Here is a 19992-nt window from a genome sequence, read left to right on the forward strand (position 1 = left end):
TCTTTTCTTTCAATCAGAAGGGCGTATAACTGCGGGCCCTCAATCGCCAAAAGGTGTTTCATGAAACGCGTGATGATCGTCGGTGGCCCCGGCTCGGGCAAAAGCACGCTTGCGCACCAGCTTGGTGAGCGGACGGGCTTGCCTGTCTACAACATGGACCACATTCACTGGCTGCCGGGTTGGGTGGAAAGACCGAGACAGGAAAAGGATTCACTTACGCATCAGGTTCACATGAAGAGCGATTGGATCTTCGAAGGTGGCCATTCGAGCACTTACGCTGAAAGGGTTGACCGGGCGGACACCTTCATCTGGTTGGATGTGCCGGTCTGGTTGCGGATTTTTCGAGTTCTCAAACGCTCAATTCAATACTACGGCCAGAACCGACCCGATCTACCAGAAGGGTGTCCGGAGCGTTTCAACGGCCAAACCGTTGAGTTCGTTCATTTTATTTGGCGCACCCGGCACAGCGCACGTGCCAAGCTGCTGCGGATCTACACAGCTCCTCCGCCGCATTTGACTGTTCTGAAGTTTTCCAGTCTCAAGGAGACACGTGCTTTTCTGGATGGCTTGACGACGGAAACCTGAACACAGGGACCGGACACACGCTGAGATACCTTGACAGAAGGCGCATCCCACCGGCACAAACAGGGCTCACCCGGGGTGTCCCGTCATGGGGCTGAGATGCTGCAGGGTGCGGTTATACGCACAGCGCAGGGACCCGAAGAACCTGATCCAGGTCATGCTGGCGAAGGGATGGTGGCCCTGATGAAGCGCGAGGACCGACTGGCCGGCGCATATCGTCAAGCGCATCCCCGACAGCCTGATGTACAAGAATGCAAGGCCCTTCGCCGGTCTTGCTGGAGTGAAACGTCGTGCAAGGTGTCTCAGACGCAGGTGCGAGGATATGAGGGTCCTGATCCGAGGGGCAGGAGTTGCCGGCCTGTCGCTGGCATTCGAACTTCGCAAACGGGGTGCCGAAGTCACCTTGTTTGAGGTCGGGGAAAACTTGTCCGGCAGCGCTTCCTGGCTCGCAGGCGGCATGCTGGCGCCGTGGTGCGAGCGTGAAAATGCCGAGGAAGACGTTCTCGTTTACGGAAAAAGCTCGGTCGACTGGTGGGCGAATGCGTTGCCTGGCACGGTTTCACATCACGGAACGCTGGTGGTTGCCCCACCTCGTGACACCGCGGAACTCAATCGCTTTGCAGGGCGAACAGGTGGCTATGAGTGGCTGGACGGGGGTGGGATAACCGCACTTGAGCCTGACCTTGAGAGGAGATTTTCCAAAGGTCTGTTCTTCCCGAAAGAAGCTCACCTTGATCCACGCAGGGCTCTGGTCGAGCTTGAAGAAACAGTTTCCAGATTGGGCGTCAGAACAATATTCGGGTCAGAAGAGCCAAGTGTGGACGCGGACTTTGTCGCCAACTGCATTGGGATGGCGTCAAAGGAAAAGAACCTCAGGGCGGTACGCGGAGAAATGCTGATCCTGCACGCGCCCGAGGTCACGTTGTCCAGGCCGGTTCGAATGCTCCATCCACGCATCCCGGTCTATGTCGTCCCCCGGGAAAATAATCACTTCATGGTCGGGGCGACAATGATCGAGAGCGCCGACGACGGCCCGGTCAGCGTTCGCTCCACCATGGAGCTGCTGAACGCTGCCTACAGCCTTCATCCTGCTTTCGCTGAAGCCAAGATCATTGAGACAGGCGTTGGCGTTCGCCCGGCGTATGCCGATAATCTGCCGCGCATCAGCTTTGACGGCCGGGTTCTGAGCCTGAATGGCTTCTACCGGCACGGTTTCCTGCTGGCGCCACACTTTGCGGCGCAGGCAGCCGAAACCCTGTTCCAATCCTCCAAGGAGATAACCCTTGAAACTCATCATTAATGGCGAAGAGCAGGAGGTGACCAGTTCGACCCTCTCGGGGCTTCTGGATGAACTGGCCTACGAACACGATTTTCTCGCAACTGCACGCAACAGCGAGCTAGTTTCGGCTGAAGAGCGTGCCGGCTGCGAGCTTCTTGAAGGGGATCGGATCGAGATCCTGTCTCCCATGCAGGGAGGGTGAGGGCCATGCTTGAATTTTACGGCGAAGAGATTTCTTCCCGCTTGCTTCTGGGAACAGCGCAATATCCGTCTCCGAAGATCCTGTCAGATGCCGCAAAGCGATCTGGTGCTGAAATACTGACTGTCTCCCTTCGCCGCGAAGCTGCGGGAACCGGTGCTGGCGGCAAGTTCTGGGATCTGATCCGCGAGCTGAATGTGCGCGTGCTTCCCAACACTGCCGGGTGTCATTCTGTAAAAGAGGCCGTGACCACAGCAAAGATGGCACGGGAGCTGTTCGGAACAGATTGGATCAAACTGGAGGTAATTGGCCACCATGACAGCTTGCAACCGGATGTATTTGGTTTGGTGGAGGCTGCAGGAATTCTAAGCGAAGACGGTTTCAAGGTTTTTCCTTACACCACGGATGACATCGTTGTCGGTGAAAGGCTGCTGGAAGCAGGATGCCAGGTGTTGATGCCCTGGTGTGCACCGATCGGGTCTGCACGCGGGCCAGTCAATCCGGATGCACTTAGAGCCTATCGAGCTCATTTCCCAGGCATTCCGCTTGTTGTTGATGCAGGCCTTGGTCGCCCGTCTCACGCTGCCCAGGTCATGGAATTCGGATTTGATGCGGCTCTCTTGAATACAGCCGTCGCAAAGGCCGGTGATCCTGTTGCCATGGCGGAAGCTTTTTCAAAGGCGGTCGAGGCGGGGTATCAGGCCTTCGAAGCACAGCCACTGGAGCCGCGTGACATGGCCGTTCCCTCAACTCCCGTAATTGGCATGGCAGTATTTGAATGAAACTCGACCCGTTTTATCTGATCGTGGATAGTTCCGAGTGGATCGGTCGGCTGATCCCACTTGGCGTCAAGTTGGTGCAATTGCGCATCAAGGACAAACCGGAAGCGTTGCTCCGTAAGGAAATCGCAGCATCAAAGACAATCTGCCAAGAGCACGGTTGCCAATTGATCATCAACGATTACTGGCAGCTCGCCATTGATGAGGGCTGCGACTTTGTCCATCTCGGCCAGGAAGATCTGGCGGAGGCTGACGTTGGCGCCATCAGAAACGCGGGGATGCGCCTGGGTGTTTCAACACATGACGGCGAAGAACTGGATACAGCGCTCTCAGTTGACCCGGACTACGTGGCGCTGGGCCCGGTTTATCCGACCATTTTGAAGAAGATGAAATGGGCGCCGCAGGGCATCGAAAAGATCGGCAGGTGGAAGCAGCAGATTGGTGGTTTGCCGCTTGTGGCGATCGGTGGACTTAATCCTGAACGTCTTGAGGGCGTGTTCGAGAACGGCGCGGACAGTGCTGCCGTCGTGACGGACATCACCTTGAATCCGGATCCCGAGGCAAGGACACAAGAGTGGATTTCAGTTACGCAGAAGTGGCGTTAGAGAAACCAATCCGCTTGTATTTCTCACGAACTGAACGGCTTGATCAGGACAATCCGTGTGCAGGAAATCTTCGAGACAAAAAATGCGTTCCTAGCCGAAAATGATTTTATCGCGCGCGACTTGATCGCGGAGAAAGTCTTGTACGGCAGCGACGTGGCGCAAGGGGCGGGAGCTTTCATGGGTGACCATCCAGTAGGCCCGCCGGAGTTTGATGTCTGGCAAAACTTCAACCAATGCACTGTCTCCGCGCGCGATAAAATCGTGCAAGATGCCGATGCCTGCACCTGCGCGAACGGCTTCGGTCTGTCCAAGCGCAGAAGCGATCTCAAACCGGGCTGACCAGTTCTTTGTAAAGTCCGCGCTGTAGTTCAGGGAAGGGGAGTAGAGCAGGTCCTCAACGTAATCGATAAGATCGTGCGCGTTTAGGTCGCTGGGTGACTGTGGGGTTCCGTGTTCCTTGAGGTAATCCTTGGAAGCATAAAGACCAAGGGCATAGTCAACGAGTTTTCCTGCAACCAGGCGGCCCGTTTCCGGGCGGTCGATGGTAACGGCAATGTCGGCCTCTCTTCTTGAGAGTGAGAACGATCTGGGCACCGGAACCAGCTGCACCTTGAGACCCGGATGTTTTTCCGAGAGCTTGCCGAGCCGGGGAGCGAGATAGGCAACACCGAACCCGTCCGGCGCACCGATACGAACAGTGCCGGAAATTTCCGGCGTGTCGCCACCAAGGTCAGCTTCGGCGGCAACCGCTTCGGCCTCCATTCTTTCCGCGCGATCGAAGAACCGCGTCCCGGCCGCGGTCAGGAGACAGCCTGATGTCGATCGGTCGAACAGCCGGACGCCCAGGCTTTCTTCAAGTGCAGTCAGGCGACGCGCAACTGTTGCATGGTTCAGTCCGAGCCTCCGCGCGGCCGCAAGGATCTGTCCCGTGCGCGCGATGCTCAGGAAGATGCGGATATCATCCCAGTTCATTTCCATTCACTTCCCATGTTACTTTCCCGGCGGTCGAAGGGATCACCCGGTCACACTTGTCATTGCTTTTTGGCGGGCGAAGCTTCGCTAACAGGCACTTTCTTGGCATGGACCGCCGGATTGCATCCGGCAGTGACTTGAAATCTTGAACTCATTCAAATGCCATAACTATAAAAAATGCACAACAGATGCGGAAAACTGGATCTTGTATATTGCAAAAATAAAAGCGACAAAGATCCGGACGATAAGACGGGTCATGCGGCAGCAGGCTGACAGGCCCTGACATCACGGGAGATACTCAGATGCAGAAGATCGGTCATTTTATTAATGGCAAGCACGTCGAAGGCACCTCTGGTCGCTATGCCGACGTTTACAATCCGGCCACTGGCGAAATCCAGGCTCAGGTCGCACTTGCCAGCCAGGCTGAAATGGATGCAGCCATCGCCAACGCGGTTGAGGTACAGCCTGCCTGGGCAGCGACCAACCCGCAGCGCCGCGCCCGCGTGATGATGAAGTTTGTTGAGCTTCTCAACCGTGACATGGACAAGCTGGCCGAAGCGCTTTCCCGCGAGCACGGCAAAACCCTGCCGGACGCGAAGGGCGACGTGATCCGTGGTCTGGAAGTCGCTGAATTCTGCATCGGTGCACCGCACATGCTGAAAGGCGAGTTCACCGAAGGCGCAGGCCCGGGTATCGACATGTACTCCATGCGTCAGCCGCTTGGTGTTGTTGCCGGCATCACACCGTTCAACTTCCCGGCCATGATCCCGATGTGGAAGTTCTGTCCGGCAATCGCCTGCGGTAACGCCTTCATCCTGAAGCCGTCCGAGCGCGACCCGTCCGTGCCGATCATGCTCGCGGAGCTGATGATCGAAGCCGGTCTTCCTGCAGGTGTCCTGAACGTCGTGAACGGCGACAAGAGCGCGGTGGATGCAATCTGCGACGATGAAGCCATCCAGGCTGTCGGGTTCGTCGGTTCCACCCCGATCGCGCAATACGTCTATTCCCGTGCAACGGCTAACGGCAAACGCGCTCAGTGTTTCGGTGGTGCCAAGAACCACATGATCATCATGCCGGACGCCGACATGGACCAGGCTGCAAACGCTCTGATTGGTGCCGGTTACGGCGCAGCCGGCGAGCGCTGCATGGCTGTATCCGTTGCGGTTCCGGTTGGCGAAAGCACGGCAAATGCCCTGATTGAAAAGCTGGCTCCGAAAGTCGAGGCCCTGAAGATCGGACCTTACACTGCCGGCGATGATGTCGACTTCGGCCCGTTGGTCACCAAGGAAGCACTTGCGCGCGTCAAAGGTCTTGTCGACCAGGGCGTCAAGGAAGGTGCGAACCTCGTTGTCGATGGCCGCGATTTCTCCATGCAGGGTTATGAAAACGGCTACTTCATGGGTGGTTGCCTGTTCGACAACGTCACCAAGGACATGGATATCTACAAGACCGAAATCTTCGGTCCGGTTCTTTCCGTTGTTCGCGCCGAAACCTACGAGGAAGCTCTCGATCTGCCGCTGAGCCATGAATACGGCAACGGCACAGCGATTTTCACCCGTGACGGTGACACCGCACGTGACTTCGCGTCCCGTATCAACATTGGCATGGTTGGCATCAACGTGCCGATCCCGGTGCCGCTCGCATACCACACTTTCGGCGGTTGGAAGAAGTCCGGCTTCGGCGATCTGAACCAGCATGGTCCCGACGGGTTCAAGTTCTACACCCGCACCAAGACCGTGACCTCCCGTTGGCCGTCCGGTCTGAAGGACGGTGCGGAATTCGTCATCCCGACGATGAAGTAAGATCTGATCACATTCCGAAAGAATTGACGGCGCCATTTGGCGCCGTCTTGCGTTTTGCAAGACACCGATATTGGCGTTTCGATCACGGAATTAGCCGACCTGTTTCAATCGGCTAGGCACCTTCGATACAGCTCGCTATGTTTCTAACGCGGATAAACCGCACCAATATTTTGATAAATCAATTGGCGGGAACCTGCTTCGTAGGGTGCAGCCCGCCTGGAAAGCGTTCTTACATGTTACAGAAAGAACAGGTCCGCGAACTTTTCAGAAATCTCGAGACCGGGCATGGCGACGTGTTTTTTGCAAATGTTCGTGACGATGTCAGCTGGACGGTCATGGGGACACACCCGCTGGCCGGGACTTACTCCAGCAAATCCGATTTTCTGCACGCAACCTTCGAACGGCTGAACAAGATTCTGAATGAAGGAGTCGTGCTGAAGGTCGTCGACGCTTACGTCGACGGTCAGGTGGCGATTGTCGAGATGCAGTCGCTTTCAACTGCTGTGAATGGCAAACCCTTCGACAACCGATATTGCTGGGTTTGCACATTTGATGACAACGGACTCATCAGCAAAGTGCGTGCCTATCTCGACTCAGCGCTTGTGGCCTCGGTAATTGAAGAAAACGAAGTCCGCTGACAGGGATCGGTTCGTTGTCGACAAAAGAGGCGGATTTGCATCGCCGCCTCTTTTGACATGTTCGGGATCAGGCAGCGATGGCTTCCGCTTCAACCATTTGATCGATCTGATAGTGCGACATGGTCACAAGACCGTCGATTTCCGCCATCACGGCAGCAAAGCCGGGATCTTTCATGACTTTCTGCGCAGCTGCCTTCGCTGTGTCCAGGTCCTTCCAGAGAACGACATCGGCAAACAGGTTGCGGTCTTCACAGGACTCATATGCCGACCAGGAAATGAACCCGTCATAGTGTTTGACGGTGTCTTGCGCTGCCCGACGTGCGATGCGGGCCTTGTCTGCATCCTTGACCTTGAATATTACCAGTTCGAGGCACGGTTCACTCATGTCTATCTCCATGTTTTTAAGGGGATATTCCCTTGAGACAAACATCGCACAGGCCTCCTGACACCATCCTGTCAGGACAATTCTCCAACTCAGAACTAAATGTCCTTGCAGTGGAAATTGCCCGACTTGCCATAGTGTGGCATTCATCGGACCAGAGGGAAATCAGCCAGGGCAATGTGGCACGTTGCACTTTCAACATCAGGACGGCACCAAGCCATTCATGGCAGAGACCGAACGAAACAAGACAAGTAGACCGGGAGAGGAAGCTATCGCATCGGTCCAAGATGCAGCTGCCATTGGACAGCCCTTTGCGGACGAAACGAAATGCCTGCGGCGGGCAGGGACTTTGTTGGCTGTCTCGGATCTGCTCTGGATCTTGCAAGCTGCTCTGATCGCGTTTGCTTTGGGAGCACTACTGAGCGCGACCACCGGCTCGAGCAGGCTTCCGTCCACAAGTGCCTCATTTTGGTGGATACCGTTTTCTTCCGGTCTCGGCGTTATGGCCGTCGCTTTGCTGCGGGTCCTGTTGCAAAATCGCGCCTCGAATATTGCGCGAAAAACCGCGCGTGAAATCCAGTCGCGGGCGCGCGAAGCGCTTTTGAACGCAGCCATCGCCAGCTCACCTGCAGCAAGCTTTCCGGCTTCAGGCGCGTTTGCAGCTCATGTGACAGATCAGATTGATCTGCTGGGACCCTATTATCGAAACTTCGCACCGCAATCGGTTCGCCTGAAGATCGTGCCAATTGCGATCGTTCTTGCGACGGCGGTTTTCAGCTGGCTGGCTGCGCTGATCCTGTTGATCTGTGGACCGCTCATTCCGGTGTTCATGGCCCTGGTCGGAACCAGGGCCAAGGCAGCAAGCGCTGCGCAGCAAGAGGAACTCACCCGGCTTGGCGGAACGCTGCTCGACCGCATAAGGGGGCTGGAAACGCTGACCTTATTCGGGGCTTTGCAAAGAACGAAGGATGACATCGCATCCGCCGGAGAACGGTTTCGGGTGGGCACAATGCGGGTCCTTAAAATCGCATTCCTGTCCTCGACCGTATTGGAACTGTTTTCAGCGCTCGGAATTGCCTTTTGTGCGGTCTACGTCGGGTTTTCCCTGCTTGGAGATATCCGGGTCGGCACCTGGAGTGGTGCGCTCAGTTTTCCGGTGGGATTGTTTGTGTTGCTGCTGGCACCGGAGTTTTTTGCCCCGCTCAGAGCTTTCGCTGCAGCTTATCACGACCGCTCAGCCGGTCTTGCGGCCCAGGAAAAGCTGGAATCGCTCCTGAATGAAATTCGAGCGGGTGAAAAGGTCGCTGGAGATTGGCAGAAAAGGCCGGCCGAAACGACGACACAGGCAAACGCGTCCGAAGTCGCAACGCCGCCATCCATCGAGTTTTCCGGTGTCTCGCTTTGCCTGGCTGGGCAACCTGTTTTCAAAGACCTGGATCTGAACATCCAGCCCGGTGACACAGTTCTCCTCATGGGCGAGAGCGGCAGCGGCAAGACCACATTGCTTGACTGCGTTCTTGGATTTCATGTTCCGGACCAGGGCGAGGTCAGGATCGCTGGTTATCCTGTCCAGGAAGTCGTTTCCCAATTGCGTCGAAACGTCATGTGGCTTGGACAGGCCCCCCGACTTTTCCATGGCAGCTTGAAAGCGAATTTGCTGATGGGCGCGGAGGAAGCATCCGGCGTCCAAGACGAGGAGATCTGGGCAGCCTTGAAACTGGCCGGTGCGGACGGATTGGTCAGGCGTTTGCCGCAAGGGTTGGATACGCCACTCGGAGAGGACGGCTTTGGTCTGTCGGTAGGTGAAATCCGGCGTGTGGCGCTGGCCCGTGCGGCCATGCGGAAAAACGCAGGCATTCTGCTTGCCGACGAGCCGACCGCAGGATTGGACGAGGAGACGGCGCAGGATGTCATAAACGGCTTGCGGCAGTTGTCGTCCGAAAGGACCACTTTGATCGTCACCCATGATCCTGCTGTTTTGAAGACGTCCGGCCGCCAGCTTGATATGTGTGCCTTGAATGCAATTTCGGCGCAGGAGGTTGCCGAATGAGTTTGGTCTGGCAATTTGTGGTGAGTCAGTACAAGCATGACCGGCTGCATTTCTGGCTCGGTATCCTGGTGGCGCTGCTGCCGGCTGCTGCGGGTGTGCTTCTTCTCGGAGTTTCGGGCTGGTTTATCACAGCTGCCGCCATTGCCGGTCTTAGCGGCGTCTTTCTGAACATCTTTGTACCAAGCGCGATCATCCGTGCTCTGGCGATCGCAAGAACCGCTGGTCGATACGGCGAACGCGTTCTGACCCACGACGCGACCTTCCGATTTCTGACGGATCTGAGAAATCGTCTGTTTGCCGTATATGCTGACCGTGGTGCCAAAGGGGGGCGATCCGCCCTCCTGCTGAATCGGTTGACGGTCGATATCACGACATTGGACTCGGTTTACTTGCGCCTTGTTGTCCCTCTGGTGCTGGCAATTCTCGTTGCGGTCGCCCTCCTGGCAATCTGGATGTCGATTTCAGTGCCGCTGTCTCTGATGGGATTCTTCTTTCTTGCCGTCTGGGCTGCTCTGTTCTGGTTTGCTTATGCGGGGGCGGATCGCAAAACTGCCAGAAGAGTGGATGCGGCATCGGATGCGATGCGTTTGCGCGCGGCCGATCTTGCCGCCGGACGAAGGGACCTGGCGATCTATGGCGGGCTGGAAGGGGCAGCGGACCGTGTTCTGGCAGCAGATCGGAAGCTTGCTCAGGCTGAAGACATTGAAGAACGGCGAGCCGACAGGTTGAACGGTATCTCGCTGTTTGTCGGGCAATCTTTCCTTGCGATGACCTTGTTCATCTGCGTGTGGAGCACATCGACCGGAGTGTTGAGCGTGCCGCTCGCCACAGGACTGGTTCTTGTGGTCATGGCCTTGCCGGAAATCCTTGGTCAGCCTCTGTTAGGGTTGGTTCGCCTGCCAAGAACCGTCCTGGCTATTCGCAGGTCACTGGCCACAGAGGCGGACAGATCACGAGAGCAGGGTGGTGCAACAAGTGTTGGAGAACACGATGCGTCTGATCCGGACAAAGCCGTTCTGCGCTTCGTTGGCGTATCGTTCCACTATCCGGGCGCCAAGCGGAAGGTTCTTGAAAATCTGTCGATGCAGATCGAACCAGGGGAAGTTGTTGCGATTGCCGGACGCAGTGGCTGCGGCAAAAGCACTGTCGCGGCGCTTGCTTCGCGGCTTCGGGTGTCTGACGAAGGACAGGTCATTCTGAAGGGCAGGGAACTGGCGCTTTGGGACGAGCAACATCTTCGCCGTTCGGTAACCGTGCTCAGCCAGCGACCTTATATCTTCAACGATACCGTCGCCGCCAACTTGCGGATCGCAAATGCCGAGGCTGGCGACTCAGAACTCTGGTCGGCATTGGAAAAGGCCGCGCTTGCCGACCGGATTTCAAAAAAACGGAACGGATTGCAGACGGTTCTGGGAGAAGGCGGACTGGGCCTTTCGGGAGGAGAATGCCGACGCCTTGCCCTTGCCCGGGCGTTTTTGACCAGACAGGATCTCTTCATACTCGATGAGATGACGGAAGGGCTCGACGCGCAAACCGCCAGTGACGTTCTGGCAAGGTTCCTTGAGTTCCGGGGAGGCGCAGCCGTTCTGATGATTGCCCATAAGAAACTGGAGCTGGATGCTGCCGACAGGGTTGTGCAATTACAGGAAATGCCTGCGCGTCAATATGCGCACCCGGGGTAGGATTGTTTCCGTTTTCCCAACGATTCCAATCCGTTTTTCTGCACTTTCCGGTTGTTCATTACGATCTGCCGCATTGACCTTGCCGGGTGGCTGGGCCACGATCACCGTGGTTGAAGACTCGTATTTTTAGACAATTGGTTGACGGAATTGGCATGGATCCGCCGTCCGACATGATCGGACGATTTGGCCCTGCCGGATTGTCTTGAAACTCTGACGTCTTTGCCTGGCTTCGTGCTCAAGTCTGTTCCGACTTGAAAAGGGGGAAGAGGATGGAATTAAACGTCGTTGACCTGTCCCGGCTGCAATTTGCCATGACAGCGCTCTACCACTTCCTGTTCGTACCCTTGACCATCGGGCTTTCCGTTCTGCTTGCGACCATGGAGACGGTCTACGTCATGACCGGCCGCGAGATCTGGAAACGCATGGTCAAGTTTTGGGGTACGCTCTTCGGGATCAACTTTGTCCTTGGGGTGGCAACGGGCCTTACCATGGAATTCCAGTTCGGAATGAACTGGGCCTATTTCAGCCAATATGTCGGTGATGTCTTCGGCGCTCCGCTGGCGATCGAAGGCCTGATGGCCTTTTTCCTGGAAGCGACCTTTGTCGGCCTCTTCTTCTTCGGTTGGGACAGATTGTCCAGGCGACAGCATCTTGCCGCAACATGGGCCGTGGCACTGGGAACAAACTTCTCCGCCCTCTGGATCCTCATCGCGAATGGCTGGATGCAAAACCCGGTCGGTTCGATGTTCAATCCGGACACGATGCGCATGGAAGTCACAAGCTTCTTCGAAGTTCTGTTCAATCCGGTCGCACAGGCGAAGTTCGTTCATACCGTCTCGGCCGGTTACGTGACCGCCGCCATGTTCATGCTTGGGGTTTCGGCCTGGTACATGCTTCACGGCCGGCACATTGCAATCGCCAAGCGTTCAATGGCAATCGCATCGGCCTTCGGTTTTGCTTCGGCCCTGTCCGTTGTCGTCCTTGGCGACGAGAGCGGTTACGAGGCCAACCTGAACCAGAAGATGAAACTGGCAACGATGGAAGCCATGTGGGAAACCGAACCGGCTCCCGCATCTTTCAATATCGTTGCCTGGCCGGACATGGAAAAGCGCGAGAATCTCTTCGCAATCGAGGTGCCTTATGTGATGGGCCTGATTGCCACTCGCTCACTGACGGATGTCATTCCGGGTATCAAGGAGCTGGTTGACCGCTCAAAGGATCGTATTCGCCAGGGGGCTATCGCCTGGGACGCCCTTCAGCAGATCCGGGCCAATCCCGAAACCGTCAGCGAAGACGTGCGCGAGACCTTCCGCCAGAACGAAAACTCGCTTGGTTACGCCTATCTTCTGTTGCCGTTCACCGACAATCCGATGGAAGCAACAACCGAGCAGGTCGAGCAGGCCGCGTGGTCAACCGTGCCTAACGTCTTCCCGATGTTCTATGCCTTCAGGATCATGGTGGCGTGCGGTTTCTTCTTCATCCTGATCACGTCGGTGTTCTTCTACTATTCCTCGTCCGGCAAGCTAGACGAACTCCGGGAAAAGCGCCGCTGGCTGCTGCATGTTGCGGTCTGGTCGATCCCGTTGCCGTGGATCGCCTGCGAGATGGGCTGGTTCGTCGCCGAGAATGGCCGTCAGCCTTGGATCATCGAGAGTATGTTGCCGACATCGGTGGCGCATTCCAGCCTTACCGTAACTGAGGTTCTGCTGACGCTCGCCGGCTTTGTGTTGCTTTACAGCACGCTGCTGGTGGTCGAGATCGCCTTGATGATCAAGTACATCAAGATTGGTCCAGACGACGGTGTACCGGCGGATAGCCAGTCACCCGAAGCCAGCCGCCCGGTTGCCGGCGCAACCCCTGTTCCAGCGGAGTAATGACACATGATTCTGCATGAACTGATCGACTACTCCACGCTGAAAATAATCTGGTGGGTTCTGCTCGGCATTCTCCTGATCGGGTTTGCGGTGACGGATGGGTTCGACATGGGCGTTGGTGCTCTACTGCCGTTTGTCGCCGAAACCGACATCGAACGCCGGGTCGTGATCAACACGATTGGTCCGACCTGGGAAGGAAATCAGGTCTGGTTCATTCTTGGAGGTGGCGCGATTTTCGCCGCCTGGCCACCGCTCTACGCCATAAGCTTCTCCGGGTTTTATCTGGCGATGTTTATCGTGCTCGCGGCCATGATCCTGCGGCCGGTTTCCTTCAAGTACCGGTCCAAGCGACCCGATCCCTCCTGGCGAACGACCTGGGACTGGGCGCTTTTCACTGGATCGTTCGTTCCGGCGCTGGTGTTCGGCGTTGCGGTTGGCAACGTGCTGCTTGGCGTGCCGTTCAAGCTGGATCTTGATCTGCGCATGACCTACGAGGGCTCGTTCTTCGGACTGTTTTCGCCATTCTCACTGCTGTGCGGGCTTTTGTCCGTCTCAATGCTGGTCATGCACGGAGCTGTCTGGCTGGTGATGCGTGCTTCGGGAGACATTGCCATGAGGGCGCGTCGGTTCGGCACTGTTGCTGCCTTGCTCGCGATCGTCCTGTTTGCGCTTGGCGGCTATCTCGTTTCAAGCGGGTACGTCGAAGGGTACCGGATTACGTCGGAGATTGACCCGAACATGCAGGCCAATCCGCTTGCCAAGCAGGCGGTGATTGAAGGAGGTGCATGGATGGCAAACTACACTGCCTATCCAATCCTCTGGATTGTGCCGGGACTTGGCTTTCTCGGGCTGTTGGGAACGTTGCTTCTGCTTCAAACCAGAATGGAAATGCTGATCTTCGTCTTTTCCAAATGGGCGGTCGTCGGCATTATCGCGACGGTCGGCATAACCATGTTCCCGTTCATCCTGCCATCCTCGGTGCAGCCGGGGGCAAGTCTCACGGTTTGGGACGCTTCTTCAACGCATCGGACTTTGTTCAACATGCTGGTGGCGACGGCGATCTTCCTGCCGATGATCCTCGTCTATACGGCATGGGTCTACAAGGTCTTGTGGGGCAAGGTGGATGAAGAAACCATCGAGCGCGACAACCACACGGCATATTGAGGAGAAATCTTATGTGGTACTTTGCATGGGCCCTTGGAATGCCACTCGCTTGCTGCCTTGCGATCCTGAATGCGATGTGGCTTGAGCTGCGCTCGGACGATGAGCGGCGCCGGCGCGAAAACGGCTAGCCCAAACACACGAAACATCTCTGGACACAGGCGGCCTCGCTGGCGGCCTGTTTGCTTTCTACCCAACGATGGAGGCAGGTGGTCGGCGATTTGCAGAGAAAGACATGCTGAGTCTGTCTGCCCGCTATCCCGTCAACCATATGAAGAGACTGATGCTGATCAGGTAGAGCCCGACGATCAGAGTACCGCCCAGAATTGTGACGAATGTTCCGCTGCCCGTTTCCTGGTCGAGCCAGAAACTCAAAGCGCGCGTTGCCAAAGGCATGACGGCCCAGGTCAATATGACAACGCTCAGAACGTTGGAGACAAACATTGAAAGAGGTAGGCCCCAGGAGGCCATAAGGGGCGAGACGAAAAGCGTAAGCAGCATGACGGTCGGGTAAAGCGCCAACAACACGACCATCGCCATTCTGACCTGTGAAGGCCCGCTTTCGCCTTCACCGGCTGCATTGGCAAACCAGTCCTCGAAGCCTCTGCCCACCCGCCGGACATGTACCTTTTCAAAGAATGGTTCGGCTTGCTTCAGGAGGTCCTTGTGAATATCGGAGGCGAACCAGTCGTCGAGGTGCCTGGCCGAGTCAAATCGAAAGATCACAACCCATTCGTTCTGCACACCGGGCAGGGGCTTGATCATCTCGGTGCCCAGAAACCCCGGAAACTTCTTTGCCGCAAGATCCATGTCGAGCTGCCACTCCTGATAGGCTTCCTCGCAACCAGGTTTCACAAGCTGAGAAATCACGACCGTGACGGGGAGAGCAGACGGTTTGCTATTGGCGACGACCTGCTGAATGACGGGCGTGCCGAACCTTTCTTCAGAGCTTTCAACGGCCGACCTGTAATCGGCGTCATCGAGCAGGGCTTTCAGGTTATCTATCGTGTCATAGGTGAGGACCTGAACCCATTGGTCCTGAACGCCTTCGAGTGGTTTTTGAAGATCGACATCGATGAGCCCGTCATGCTGTTTGGCAAGTGTGACGAGTTCATTATGCCACTGCTTGTAGCTTAGGTCGTCAAAGTCACCGGGGTCACGCGACAGCACCACAACGCCGGTTTTGATCGTCTCCTGCATGGCCAGCCTGCTTCAATGGATGTTGTCGCCGAGTTTCTGATACAGCAGATTGCCGCTGACATAGGTTGCTTCGACAGCGCGTTCATCGCCGAGCATCATCATGCCGAAGGCCTCGTGCTCCATCCGCTCACGCTTCTGCTCCTCATCAGATCTGCTTTCATCAATGATTGCGTTTTCAGCCCGGAAAGCAAGAGCTGGGGTAGGGCGCGTGTTCAAGACAACGATATCAGCGAATTTTCCTGGATCAAAACTGCCGATTTCGTCTTCAAGCAGCAGGGATTTGGCACCACCAAGTGTCGCCAGATACAGCCCCTTGAGCACCGACAGCTTCTGCGACTGGAGGGCCGCGACCTTGTAGGCATCGTTCAGGACACGCAGGATAGAGAAGCAATCACCAGCCCCCATGTCGGTTCCAACGCCAACGAGCACCGGTGTTTCGACCGACTTCGCCTTGTGGATCATGAACAGGCCGCTGCCGAGATAGAGATTGGATGCCGGACAGAATGAGATCGATGATTTCGACGACGACATTCGGCGAAATGCGTCATCGCTCAAATGAATTGCGTGACCGGCTGTGAATTTCGGACCGACAATGCCAGCGCGCTCATAAACGTTCAGATAGTCCTTTGCTTCGGGAAAAGCCTCTGCGACCTGTGCAATCTCCTTGTGGTTTTCGGACATGTGGGTGTTGACCCACGTATCGGGATACTCGCCCTTGAGCTGACCACAACGGTTGAGTTGCTCCCGGGTCGAACCAAGGGCGAAGCGCGGTGTAATCGCGTATTTGTTGCGCCCCTTCATATGCCAGCGTTCGATCAGGTCCTTGCTGTTGGCATAGAATGTGTCTGCGGTGTCCAGATACTCGGGAGGGGCAAGTCCGGGTCGATCAATACCGGTCAGTCCCGCAATCATGCAGATATTGCGCTCGCTGCAGGCCTCGAAAAAGGCGTCCACGGATTGAGGAAATGTCGTCGTGAAGACCTGAGCCGTTGTCGTGCCATTGGCAAGCAGCATGTTCAGGAACCGGTCGGCGACCTGGCGCGCGTAAGCTTTGTCGCGGAATTTGAGTTCCGTCGGAAAGGTGTATTTCTCCAACCATTCAAGAAGCTGCTCTCCGAAAGCTGCAATCATCTCGGTCTGGGGGTAGTGCACATGTGTGTCGATGAAACCCGGCATGATCAGCCGGTTGGCATATGTGGTCGTCTCCACGTCCGAGTATTTGTCTCCAAGCTCCTCGTAAGAGCCAAAGTCCGCAATCTTTTCGCCATCAATCACAAGAATGCCGTCCGGCAGGTAGCGCACGGCTTCCTGTTCATCCTTGTAGAAAGGGTCATACAGAAAATCGAGAAAGGCTCCTCTTATCGCTTTCATTTTCACCTCCGAATTCCAAACGTTTCGGTATGTGCAGCAACGCTTGAGTAACAGTCAGAAAAAAACTCCATTGGAAAGATGGTTTTACAAATATAACGTTACGTCAACTGCTCTGGCTTCAATTTATGGTTTCCGTAGAAGTTGAATGTGATTGCGGGTTTATTTGACCAGGCTGGAAAAAATCGTCGGAGAACCGAAATCAGGCAACAAAAAAGCCCGGCCAATTGGCCGGGCTTTCAATCGTACTGGAAAAACCAGGAAGCTTAGGCAGCTTCGACTTTTGCTTCGCGGATCTTTTCCAGGATGTTCTGCGGAGAAGAAACGCCGTAAGGGTCGCTTTCGCAGTTGTCGGAGAAGCCTTCTTCTTCGAACCACTGCTCAACAACACCGTCATTGACGACAGCGCCATAGCGCCAGGAACGCATGCCGAAGCCGAGATTGTCCTTGGCTACCAGCATGCCCATCTTGCGGGTGAATTCGCCGGAGCCGTCCGGGATAACCTTCACGTTGTCAACGCCCTGAGCCTTGGCCCATGCGTTCATGACAAAAGCGTCGTTGACGGAGATGCAATAGATTTCATCCACGCCTTCAGCCTTGAACTCTTCATGGAGCTTTTCGAAATCCGGCAGCTGGAATGTGGAGCATGTCGGAGTGAATGCGCCAGGAAGGGAGAACAGAACGACCTTCTTGCCCTTGAAGTAGTCGTCGCTCGTCTTGTCTTCCCAGCGGAACGGATTCGGGCCTTCGATGGACTCGTCACGAACGCGGGTGCGGAAGGTAACGAAAGGAACTTTTTTGCCGAGCATAACTTAACTCCTGGTTTCTTGAATTTCGGAAGACGCCGGGGCTTCGCTTTTGAATAAAGAGAGGGACGGTTCGCCCGAGAGTGCGACCCGAATTCTGGAAGCAACACGCGCAGCGTCCTGCAGCTTTCGCGTAGCTCAATTGCTGCGTTGCGACAAGAGGTTTTTGCACATTAGAATAATTTAAATCTGTTGATACGCGGGTCTCTCTGATCGACCTAAACGGTTGTGGTCAAATGACTCTAGGGAAGGACACATATTTGGCGCGGGTTGAAAATCCTTACCCGGGGTTAAATGGGTGGGGCGTCTTGCCGCACCGTCCAGTTGATTCTCTTAGACGTTTTACCCGGTCGGTCCAACCACTTGGGATCAGAGGAAAAGCAGCTGATATGAATGCGTGTTTTTGGGAGGAAAGGCATTCGCGAAAAATCGACTGTGGCCAACAGAAGCCAACAGGAACATGCCTGTATACATGGTAAAAATTGCTGATTAAGCTGCCCCGGCTTGGGTGTGAGCGCGCGACTTCCACCTTTGGGGCTAATGAAAGTTTCGCAAAGCATAGGCTTTGAATGCGACATGTGTTTCTTGCGGTGAGATGGGGCTGTATTGGTCTGACCGCAATTGTGTTCCTCGGCCAGCTCGTCATGGTTCTGATGCGGTATTTGCTCGGCATCGGGTTCCTGGAAATTCAGGATGCGGTCAACTATGCCTTCGCGTCTCTGGTGGCTTTGTCCGTTGCAGTCGCCTTTGACGCTGACCGGCATGTGCGCGTTGATGTTTTTCGCCAGAAAATGACCTCTGCCACCAACAGCTGGATCGACTGGTTTGGGGATCTGCTGCTGGCGTTGCCGGTTTTCTGCCTGATGCTGTGGACCGCCTTTCCGCTTGTCCGCAGTTCCTGGGCAATTCTGGAAGGGTCGCCCGAGACAGGTGGCCTTCCGGGATTGTTCATCGTCAAGACCTGCCTTCTCATTCTTCCTGCGCTGGTCATTCTGCTGACCCTGACCCGCCTTATCGGCAAGTTTCGGCGGGGGCGCTCATGAGCGCAGATATCGTTTGGCTGGTCCTGATGACCGTTGCCGTCTTCGCCTGCATACTTTCCGGGGTTCCCGTTCTTCTGGCGATTGCCGGTGCGCCGACCATTGTCGCGCTTCTGGCTGCGGCCTTTGGCGATTTCGATCTGGTGTTCTTTCAGGCAGTGCCGCAGCGGGTATATGGCATCATGACCAACCCGCTGCTGCTTGCGGTGCCGCTCTTCGTTCTGATGGGGCTGCTGCTGGAGAATTCGCGCCAGGCGGAAAAGATGCTCAAGAGCCTGACCGCTGTTCTCGGCGGTCACCAGTCTGCGCTTGCCCTTTCAGTGGTTCTGGTCAGCGCGCTCATTGCCGCGTCTACCGGGATCATCGGTGCAACCATCGTGATGCTCGGAACCATCACCTTGCCGGCGCTCCTGAATGCCGGCGTGAACAGACACATGAGCAGTGGCTTGATTTGCGCCAGCGGAACGCTTGGCCAGATCATTCCTCCTTCCATCGTGCTCATCCTTCTGGGCGACCAGGTTTCGAACGCCTATTTCGAAGCCCAGCAGGAAGCAGGCAACTTCGCACCTGACCCGGTTACGGTCGGGGACCTGTTTGCAGGCGCTCTCATTCCCGGCCTGTTGTTGGTAGCGCTTTATGCCGCCTATGTTCTCGTCCGGTTGCGCGGTTCAGCCGCCAAGGCTGAAGGAGACCAGGAAAGGACCAAAGTTACCGCAGCGCAGCTTGTCAGGGATATCGCGCCAACGCTTGGATTGATCGTTGCGGTTCTCGGCAGCATTCTGATCGGAATTGCAACGCCAACCGAAGCTGCCGGGGTTGGCGTCGCCGGAGCCATTCTGATCGCCGCAGCCGGGCAGGGTGGTTCTGCCCCACGCGTTGCCGTTCTTTGTGCTGTTTTCGCGATCGGTATGCTCATTCTGCGCCAGGCCGGTGTACTCGGACTGACGTTTTCCGGAGGCAAGATCGACTGGTCCTTGCAGTCGATTGCATCTGTGCTGGCGACTGTTGTCGCGTTTGCCCTTCTGCTCAGTGCCGCCTTTTCCTTGATCTCCAGGGACGTCTTGCTTCCGGCTGTTCGCGAAACGGTCACGATTACGGGCATGATCTTCGGCATCGTCATTGCAGCAAGTGTGCTCTCTTTGGTGTTCCGGGGATTTGACGGCGATGAACATGTCGCCGAGTTGCTTCAATCGCTGCCAGGCGGGGCTTACGGCATGCTGCTTTTGACGATGCTGGTGATTTTCCTGCTTGGCTTCATTCTGGAGTTTGTCGAGATCATCTTCATTGTCGTTCCGATTGTCGGACCGATCATCCTGCAATCGGATATCAGTCCGGTCTGGTTTGCCGTTCTGATCGCGCTTAACCTGCAAACGTCCTTCTTGACGCCGCCGTTTGGATTTGCGCTCTTCTATTTCAGATCGGTTGCACCTTCGGATATTCGCACTTCGGAAATCTACGCCTCGGTCATTCCGTTTGTGGCCATTCAGTTGTTGGCGCTGGCGCTGGTCGCGAGCTTTCCGGTTTTGGCAACCTGGCTACCGGCAGTTTTGTTCTGATAATTCGCATAAGGGAG

Annotated in this window: 19 protein-coding genes and 1 riboswitch; of the genes, 14 read left to right on the forward strand and 5 right to left on the reverse strand. The window is 56.0% G+C overall.

The window, feature by feature from the left end:
* Positions 1–60 precede the first annotated feature (60 nt).
* The 5 genes from ABLO27_RS03410 to ABLO27_RS03430 all read left to right on the forward strand — a co-directional run bounded on the left by ABLO27_RS03410 (position 61) and on the right by ABLO27_RS03430 (position 3444).
* Entirely contained in the window at positions 61–585 is a 525-nt protein-coding gene (locus tag ABLO27_RS03410; protein ID WP_353030433.1) for a DNA topology modulation protein FlaR, read from the forward strand.
* A 61-nt stretch (positions 586–646) separates the two neighbouring features.
* Positions 647–772: riboswitch (TPP riboswitch) on the forward strand.
* Between the two features lie 132 nt (positions 773–904).
* On the forward strand, positions 905–1882 hold the full coding sequence (gene thiO / locus ABLO27_RS03415; RefSeq protein WP_353030435.1) for a glycine oxidase ThiO: 978 nt from the start codon (positions 905–907) through the stop codon (positions 1880–1882).
* Positions 1866–2063 carry a sulfur carrier protein ThiS gene (thiS, locus tag ABLO27_RS03420; RefSeq protein ID WP_353030436.1) on the forward strand — a complete coding sequence of 66 codons (198 nt, stop codon included), beginning with the start codon at positions 1866–1868 and terminating at the stop codon, positions 2061–2063. The genes thiO and thiS overlap by 17 nt, the downstream gene beginning before the upstream one ends.
* A 5-nt stretch (positions 2064–2068) precedes the next feature.
* A complete protein-coding gene (locus ABLO27_RS03425; protein WP_353030437.1) occupies positions 2069–2842 on the forward strand; it encodes a thiazole synthase in 774 nt (257 codons plus the stop codon).
* Complete coding sequence (locus ABLO27_RS03430; protein WP_353030438.1) at positions 2839–3444, forward strand: thiamine phosphate synthase; 606 nt, start codon at positions 2839–2841, stop codon at positions 3442–3444. Before ABLO27_RS03425 ends, ABLO27_RS03430 begins: the two co-directional genes overlap by 4 nt.
* A gap of 90 nt (positions 3445–3534) precedes the next feature.
* On the opposite strand, the gene ABLO27_RS03435 is transcribed toward ABLO27_RS03430, so the two are convergent.
* On the reverse strand, positions 3535–4416 hold the full coding sequence (locus ABLO27_RS03435) for a LysR family transcriptional regulator (RefSeq protein ID WP_353030439.1): 882 nt from the start codon (positions 4414–4416) through the stop codon (positions 3535–3537).
* Between the two features lie 302 nt (positions 4417–4718).
* Between ABLO27_RS03435 and ABLO27_RS03440 the strand changes: the two genes are divergently transcribed.
* Positions 4719–6218 carry a CoA-acylating methylmalonate-semialdehyde dehydrogenase gene (locus tag ABLO27_RS03440; RefSeq protein ID WP_353030441.1) on the forward strand — a complete coding sequence of 500 codons (1500 nt, stop codon included), beginning with the start codon at positions 4719–4721 and terminating at the stop codon, positions 6216–6218.
* Positions 6219–6451: 233 nt separating this feature from the next.
* Positions 6452–6856: a nuclear transport factor 2 family protein gene (locus ABLO27_RS03445; protein ID WP_353030442.1), complete on the forward strand. Its 405-nt coding sequence runs from the start codon at positions 6452–6454 to the stop codon at positions 6854–6856.
* A gap of 67 nt (positions 6857–6923) precedes the next feature.
* Here ABLO27_RS03445 and ABLO27_RS03450 read toward each other — a convergent pair whose 3' ends face one another.
* Positions 6924–7241, reverse strand: a complete 318-nt coding sequence (locus ABLO27_RS03450) for a hypothetical protein (RefSeq protein WP_353030443.1) — start codon at positions 7239–7241, stop codon at positions 6924–6926.
* A gap of 220 nt (positions 7242–7461) precedes the next feature.
* On the opposite strand from ABLO27_RS03450, the gene cydD reads away from it, so the two are divergent.
* The 5 genes from cydD to cydX all read left to right on the forward strand — a co-directional run bounded on the left by cydD (position 7462) and on the right by cydX (position 14136).
* Positions 7462–9288, forward strand: coding sequence for a thiol reductant ABC exporter subunit CydD (gene cydD / locus ABLO27_RS03455; RefSeq protein WP_353030444.1), 1827 nt, complete (start codon positions 7462–7464; stop codon positions 9286–9288).
* The gene (gene cydC / locus ABLO27_RS03460; protein ID WP_353030445.1) at positions 9285–10970 is read left to right on the forward strand and encodes a thiol reductant ABC exporter subunit CydC; all 1686 of its coding nucleotides are present in this window, start codon (positions 9285–9287) and stop codon (positions 10968–10970) included. The genes cydD and cydC overlap by 4 nt, the downstream gene beginning before the upstream one ends.
* 269 nt (positions 10971–11239) lie before the next feature.
* On the forward strand, positions 11240–12844 hold the full coding sequence (locus ABLO27_RS03465) for a cytochrome ubiquinol oxidase subunit I (protein ID WP_353030446.1): 1605 nt from the start codon (positions 11240–11242) through the stop codon (positions 12842–12844).
* A 6-nt stretch (positions 12845–12850) separates the two neighbouring features.
* On the forward strand, positions 12851–14008 hold the full coding sequence (gene cydB, locus ABLO27_RS03470; RefSeq protein ID WP_353030447.1) for a cytochrome d ubiquinol oxidase subunit II: 1158 nt from the start codon (positions 12851–12853) through the stop codon (positions 14006–14008).
* Positions 14009–14019: 11 nt separating this feature from the next.
* Positions 14020–14136, forward strand: a complete 117-nt coding sequence (gene cydX / locus ABLO27_RS03475; RefSeq protein WP_353030448.1) for a cytochrome bd-I oxidase subunit CydX — start codon at positions 14020–14022, stop codon at positions 14134–14136.
* Between the two features lie 124 nt (positions 14137–14260).
* On the opposite strand, the gene ABLO27_RS03480 is transcribed toward cydX, so the two are convergent.
* The 3 genes from ABLO27_RS03480 to ABLO27_RS03490 all read right to left on the reverse strand — a co-directional run bounded on the left by ABLO27_RS03480 (position 14261) and on the right by ABLO27_RS03490 (position 17382).
* On the reverse strand, positions 14261–15205 hold the full coding sequence (locus tag ABLO27_RS03480; RefSeq protein ID WP_353030449.1) for an antibiotic biosynthesis monooxygenase: 945 nt from the start codon (positions 15203–15205) through the stop codon (positions 14261–14263).
* Positions 15206–15217: 12 nt separating this feature from the next.
* On the reverse strand, positions 15218–16576 hold the full coding sequence (guaD, locus tag ABLO27_RS03485; protein WP_353030450.1) for a guanine deaminase: 1359 nt from the start codon (positions 16574–16576) through the stop codon (positions 15218–15220).
* Between the two features lie 263 nt (positions 16577–16839).
* Complete coding sequence (locus tag ABLO27_RS03490) at positions 16840–17382, reverse strand: peroxiredoxin (protein ID WP_353030452.1); 543 nt, start codon at positions 17380–17382, stop codon at positions 16840–16842.
* A 566-nt stretch (positions 17383–17948) separates the two neighbouring features.
* Here ABLO27_RS03490 and ABLO27_RS03495 point away from each other — a divergent pair.
* Both ABLO27_RS03495 and ABLO27_RS03500 read left to right on the forward strand, forming a co-directional pair.
* Positions 17949–18422, forward strand: a complete 474-nt coding sequence (locus ABLO27_RS03495) for a TRAP transporter small permease subunit (RefSeq protein ID WP_353030453.1) — start codon at positions 17949–17951, stop codon at positions 18420–18422.
* Positions 18419–19975, forward strand: coding sequence for a TRAP transporter large permease (locus tag ABLO27_RS03500; RefSeq protein WP_353030454.1), 1557 nt, complete (start codon positions 18419–18421; stop codon positions 19973–19975). The genes ABLO27_RS03495 and ABLO27_RS03500 overlap by 4 nt, the downstream gene beginning before the upstream one ends.
* The last annotated feature ends 17 nt before the right edge of the window (positions 19976–19992 follow it).

Origin of the sequence: Roseibium sp. SCP15 (assembly GCF_040329435.1) — a bacterium.
In the GTDB taxonomy this organism is placed as follows: Bacteria; Pseudomonadota; Alphaproteobacteria; order Rhizobiales; family Stappiaceae; genus Roseibium.

Bases quoted from the DNA above. Each gene is read 5' to 3' on its own strand.
- thiO (WP_353030435.1), top strand. From the start codon at position 905: ATGAGGGTCCTGATCCGAGGGGCAGGAGTTGCCGGCCTGTCGCTGGCA.
- ABLO27_RS03490 (WP_353030452.1), bottom strand. From the start codon at position 17,382: ATGCTCGGCAAAAAAGTTCCTTTCGTTACCTTCCGCACCCGCGTTCGT.
- ABLO27_RS03465 (WP_353030446.1), top strand. From the start codon at position 11,240: ATGGAATTAAACGTCGTTGACCTGTCCCGGCTGCAATTTGCCATGACA.
- ABLO27_RS03410 (WP_353030433.1), top strand. From the start codon at position 61: ATGAAACGCGTGATGATCGTCGGTGGCCCCGGCTCGGGCAAAAGCACG.
- ABLO27_RS03500 (WP_353030454.1), top strand. From the start codon at position 18,419: ATGAGCGCAGATATCGTTTGGCTGGTCCTGATGACCGTTGCCGTCTTC.
- ABLO27_RS03480 (WP_353030449.1), bottom strand. From the start codon at position 15,205: ATGCAGGAGACGATCAAAACCGGCGTTGTGGTGCTGTCGCGTGACCCC.
- ABLO27_RS03430 (WP_353030438.1), top strand. From the start codon at position 2,839: ATGAAACTCGACCCGTTTTATCTGATCGTGGATAGTTCCGAGTGGATC.
- ABLO27_RS03425 (WP_353030437.1), top strand. From the start codon at position 2,069: ATGCTTGAATTTTACGGCGAAGAGATTTCTTCCCGCTTGCTTCTGGGA.
- cydC (WP_353030445.1), top strand. From the start codon at position 9,285: ATGAGTTTGGTCTGGCAATTTGTGGTGAGTCAGTACAAGCATGACCGG.
- cydD (WP_353030444.1), top strand. From the start codon at position 7,462: ATGGCAGAGACCGAACGAAACAAGACAAGTAGACCGGGAGAGGAAGCT.
- ABLO27_RS03450 (WP_353030443.1), bottom strand. From the start codon at position 7,241: ATGAGTGAACCGTGCCTCGAACTGGTAATATTCAAGGTCAAGGATGCA.
- ABLO27_RS03495 (WP_353030453.1), top strand. From the start codon at position 17,949: ATGCGACATGTGTTTCTTGCGGTGAGATGGGGCTGTATTGGTCTGACC.
- cydB (WP_353030447.1), top strand. From the start codon at position 12,851: ATGATTCTGCATGAACTGATCGACTACTCCACGCTGAAAATAATCTGG.
- ABLO27_RS03445 (WP_353030442.1), top strand. From the start codon at position 6,452: ATGTTACAGAAAGAACAGGTCCGCGAACTTTTCAGAAATCTCGAGACC.
- guaD (WP_353030450.1), bottom strand. From the start codon at position 16,576: ATGAAAGCGATAAGAGGAGCCTTTCTCGATTTTCTGTATGACCCTTTC.
- ABLO27_RS03435 (WP_353030439.1), bottom strand. From the start codon at position 4,416: ATGAACTGGGATGATATCCGCATCTTCCTGAGCATCGCGCGCACGGGA.
- cydX (WP_353030448.1), top strand. From the start codon at position 14,020: ATGTGGTACTTTGCATGGGCCCTTGGAATGCCACTCGCTTGCTGCCTT.
- ABLO27_RS03440 (WP_353030441.1), top strand. From the start codon at position 4,719: ATGCAGAAGATCGGTCATTTTATTAATGGCAAGCACGTCGAAGGCACC.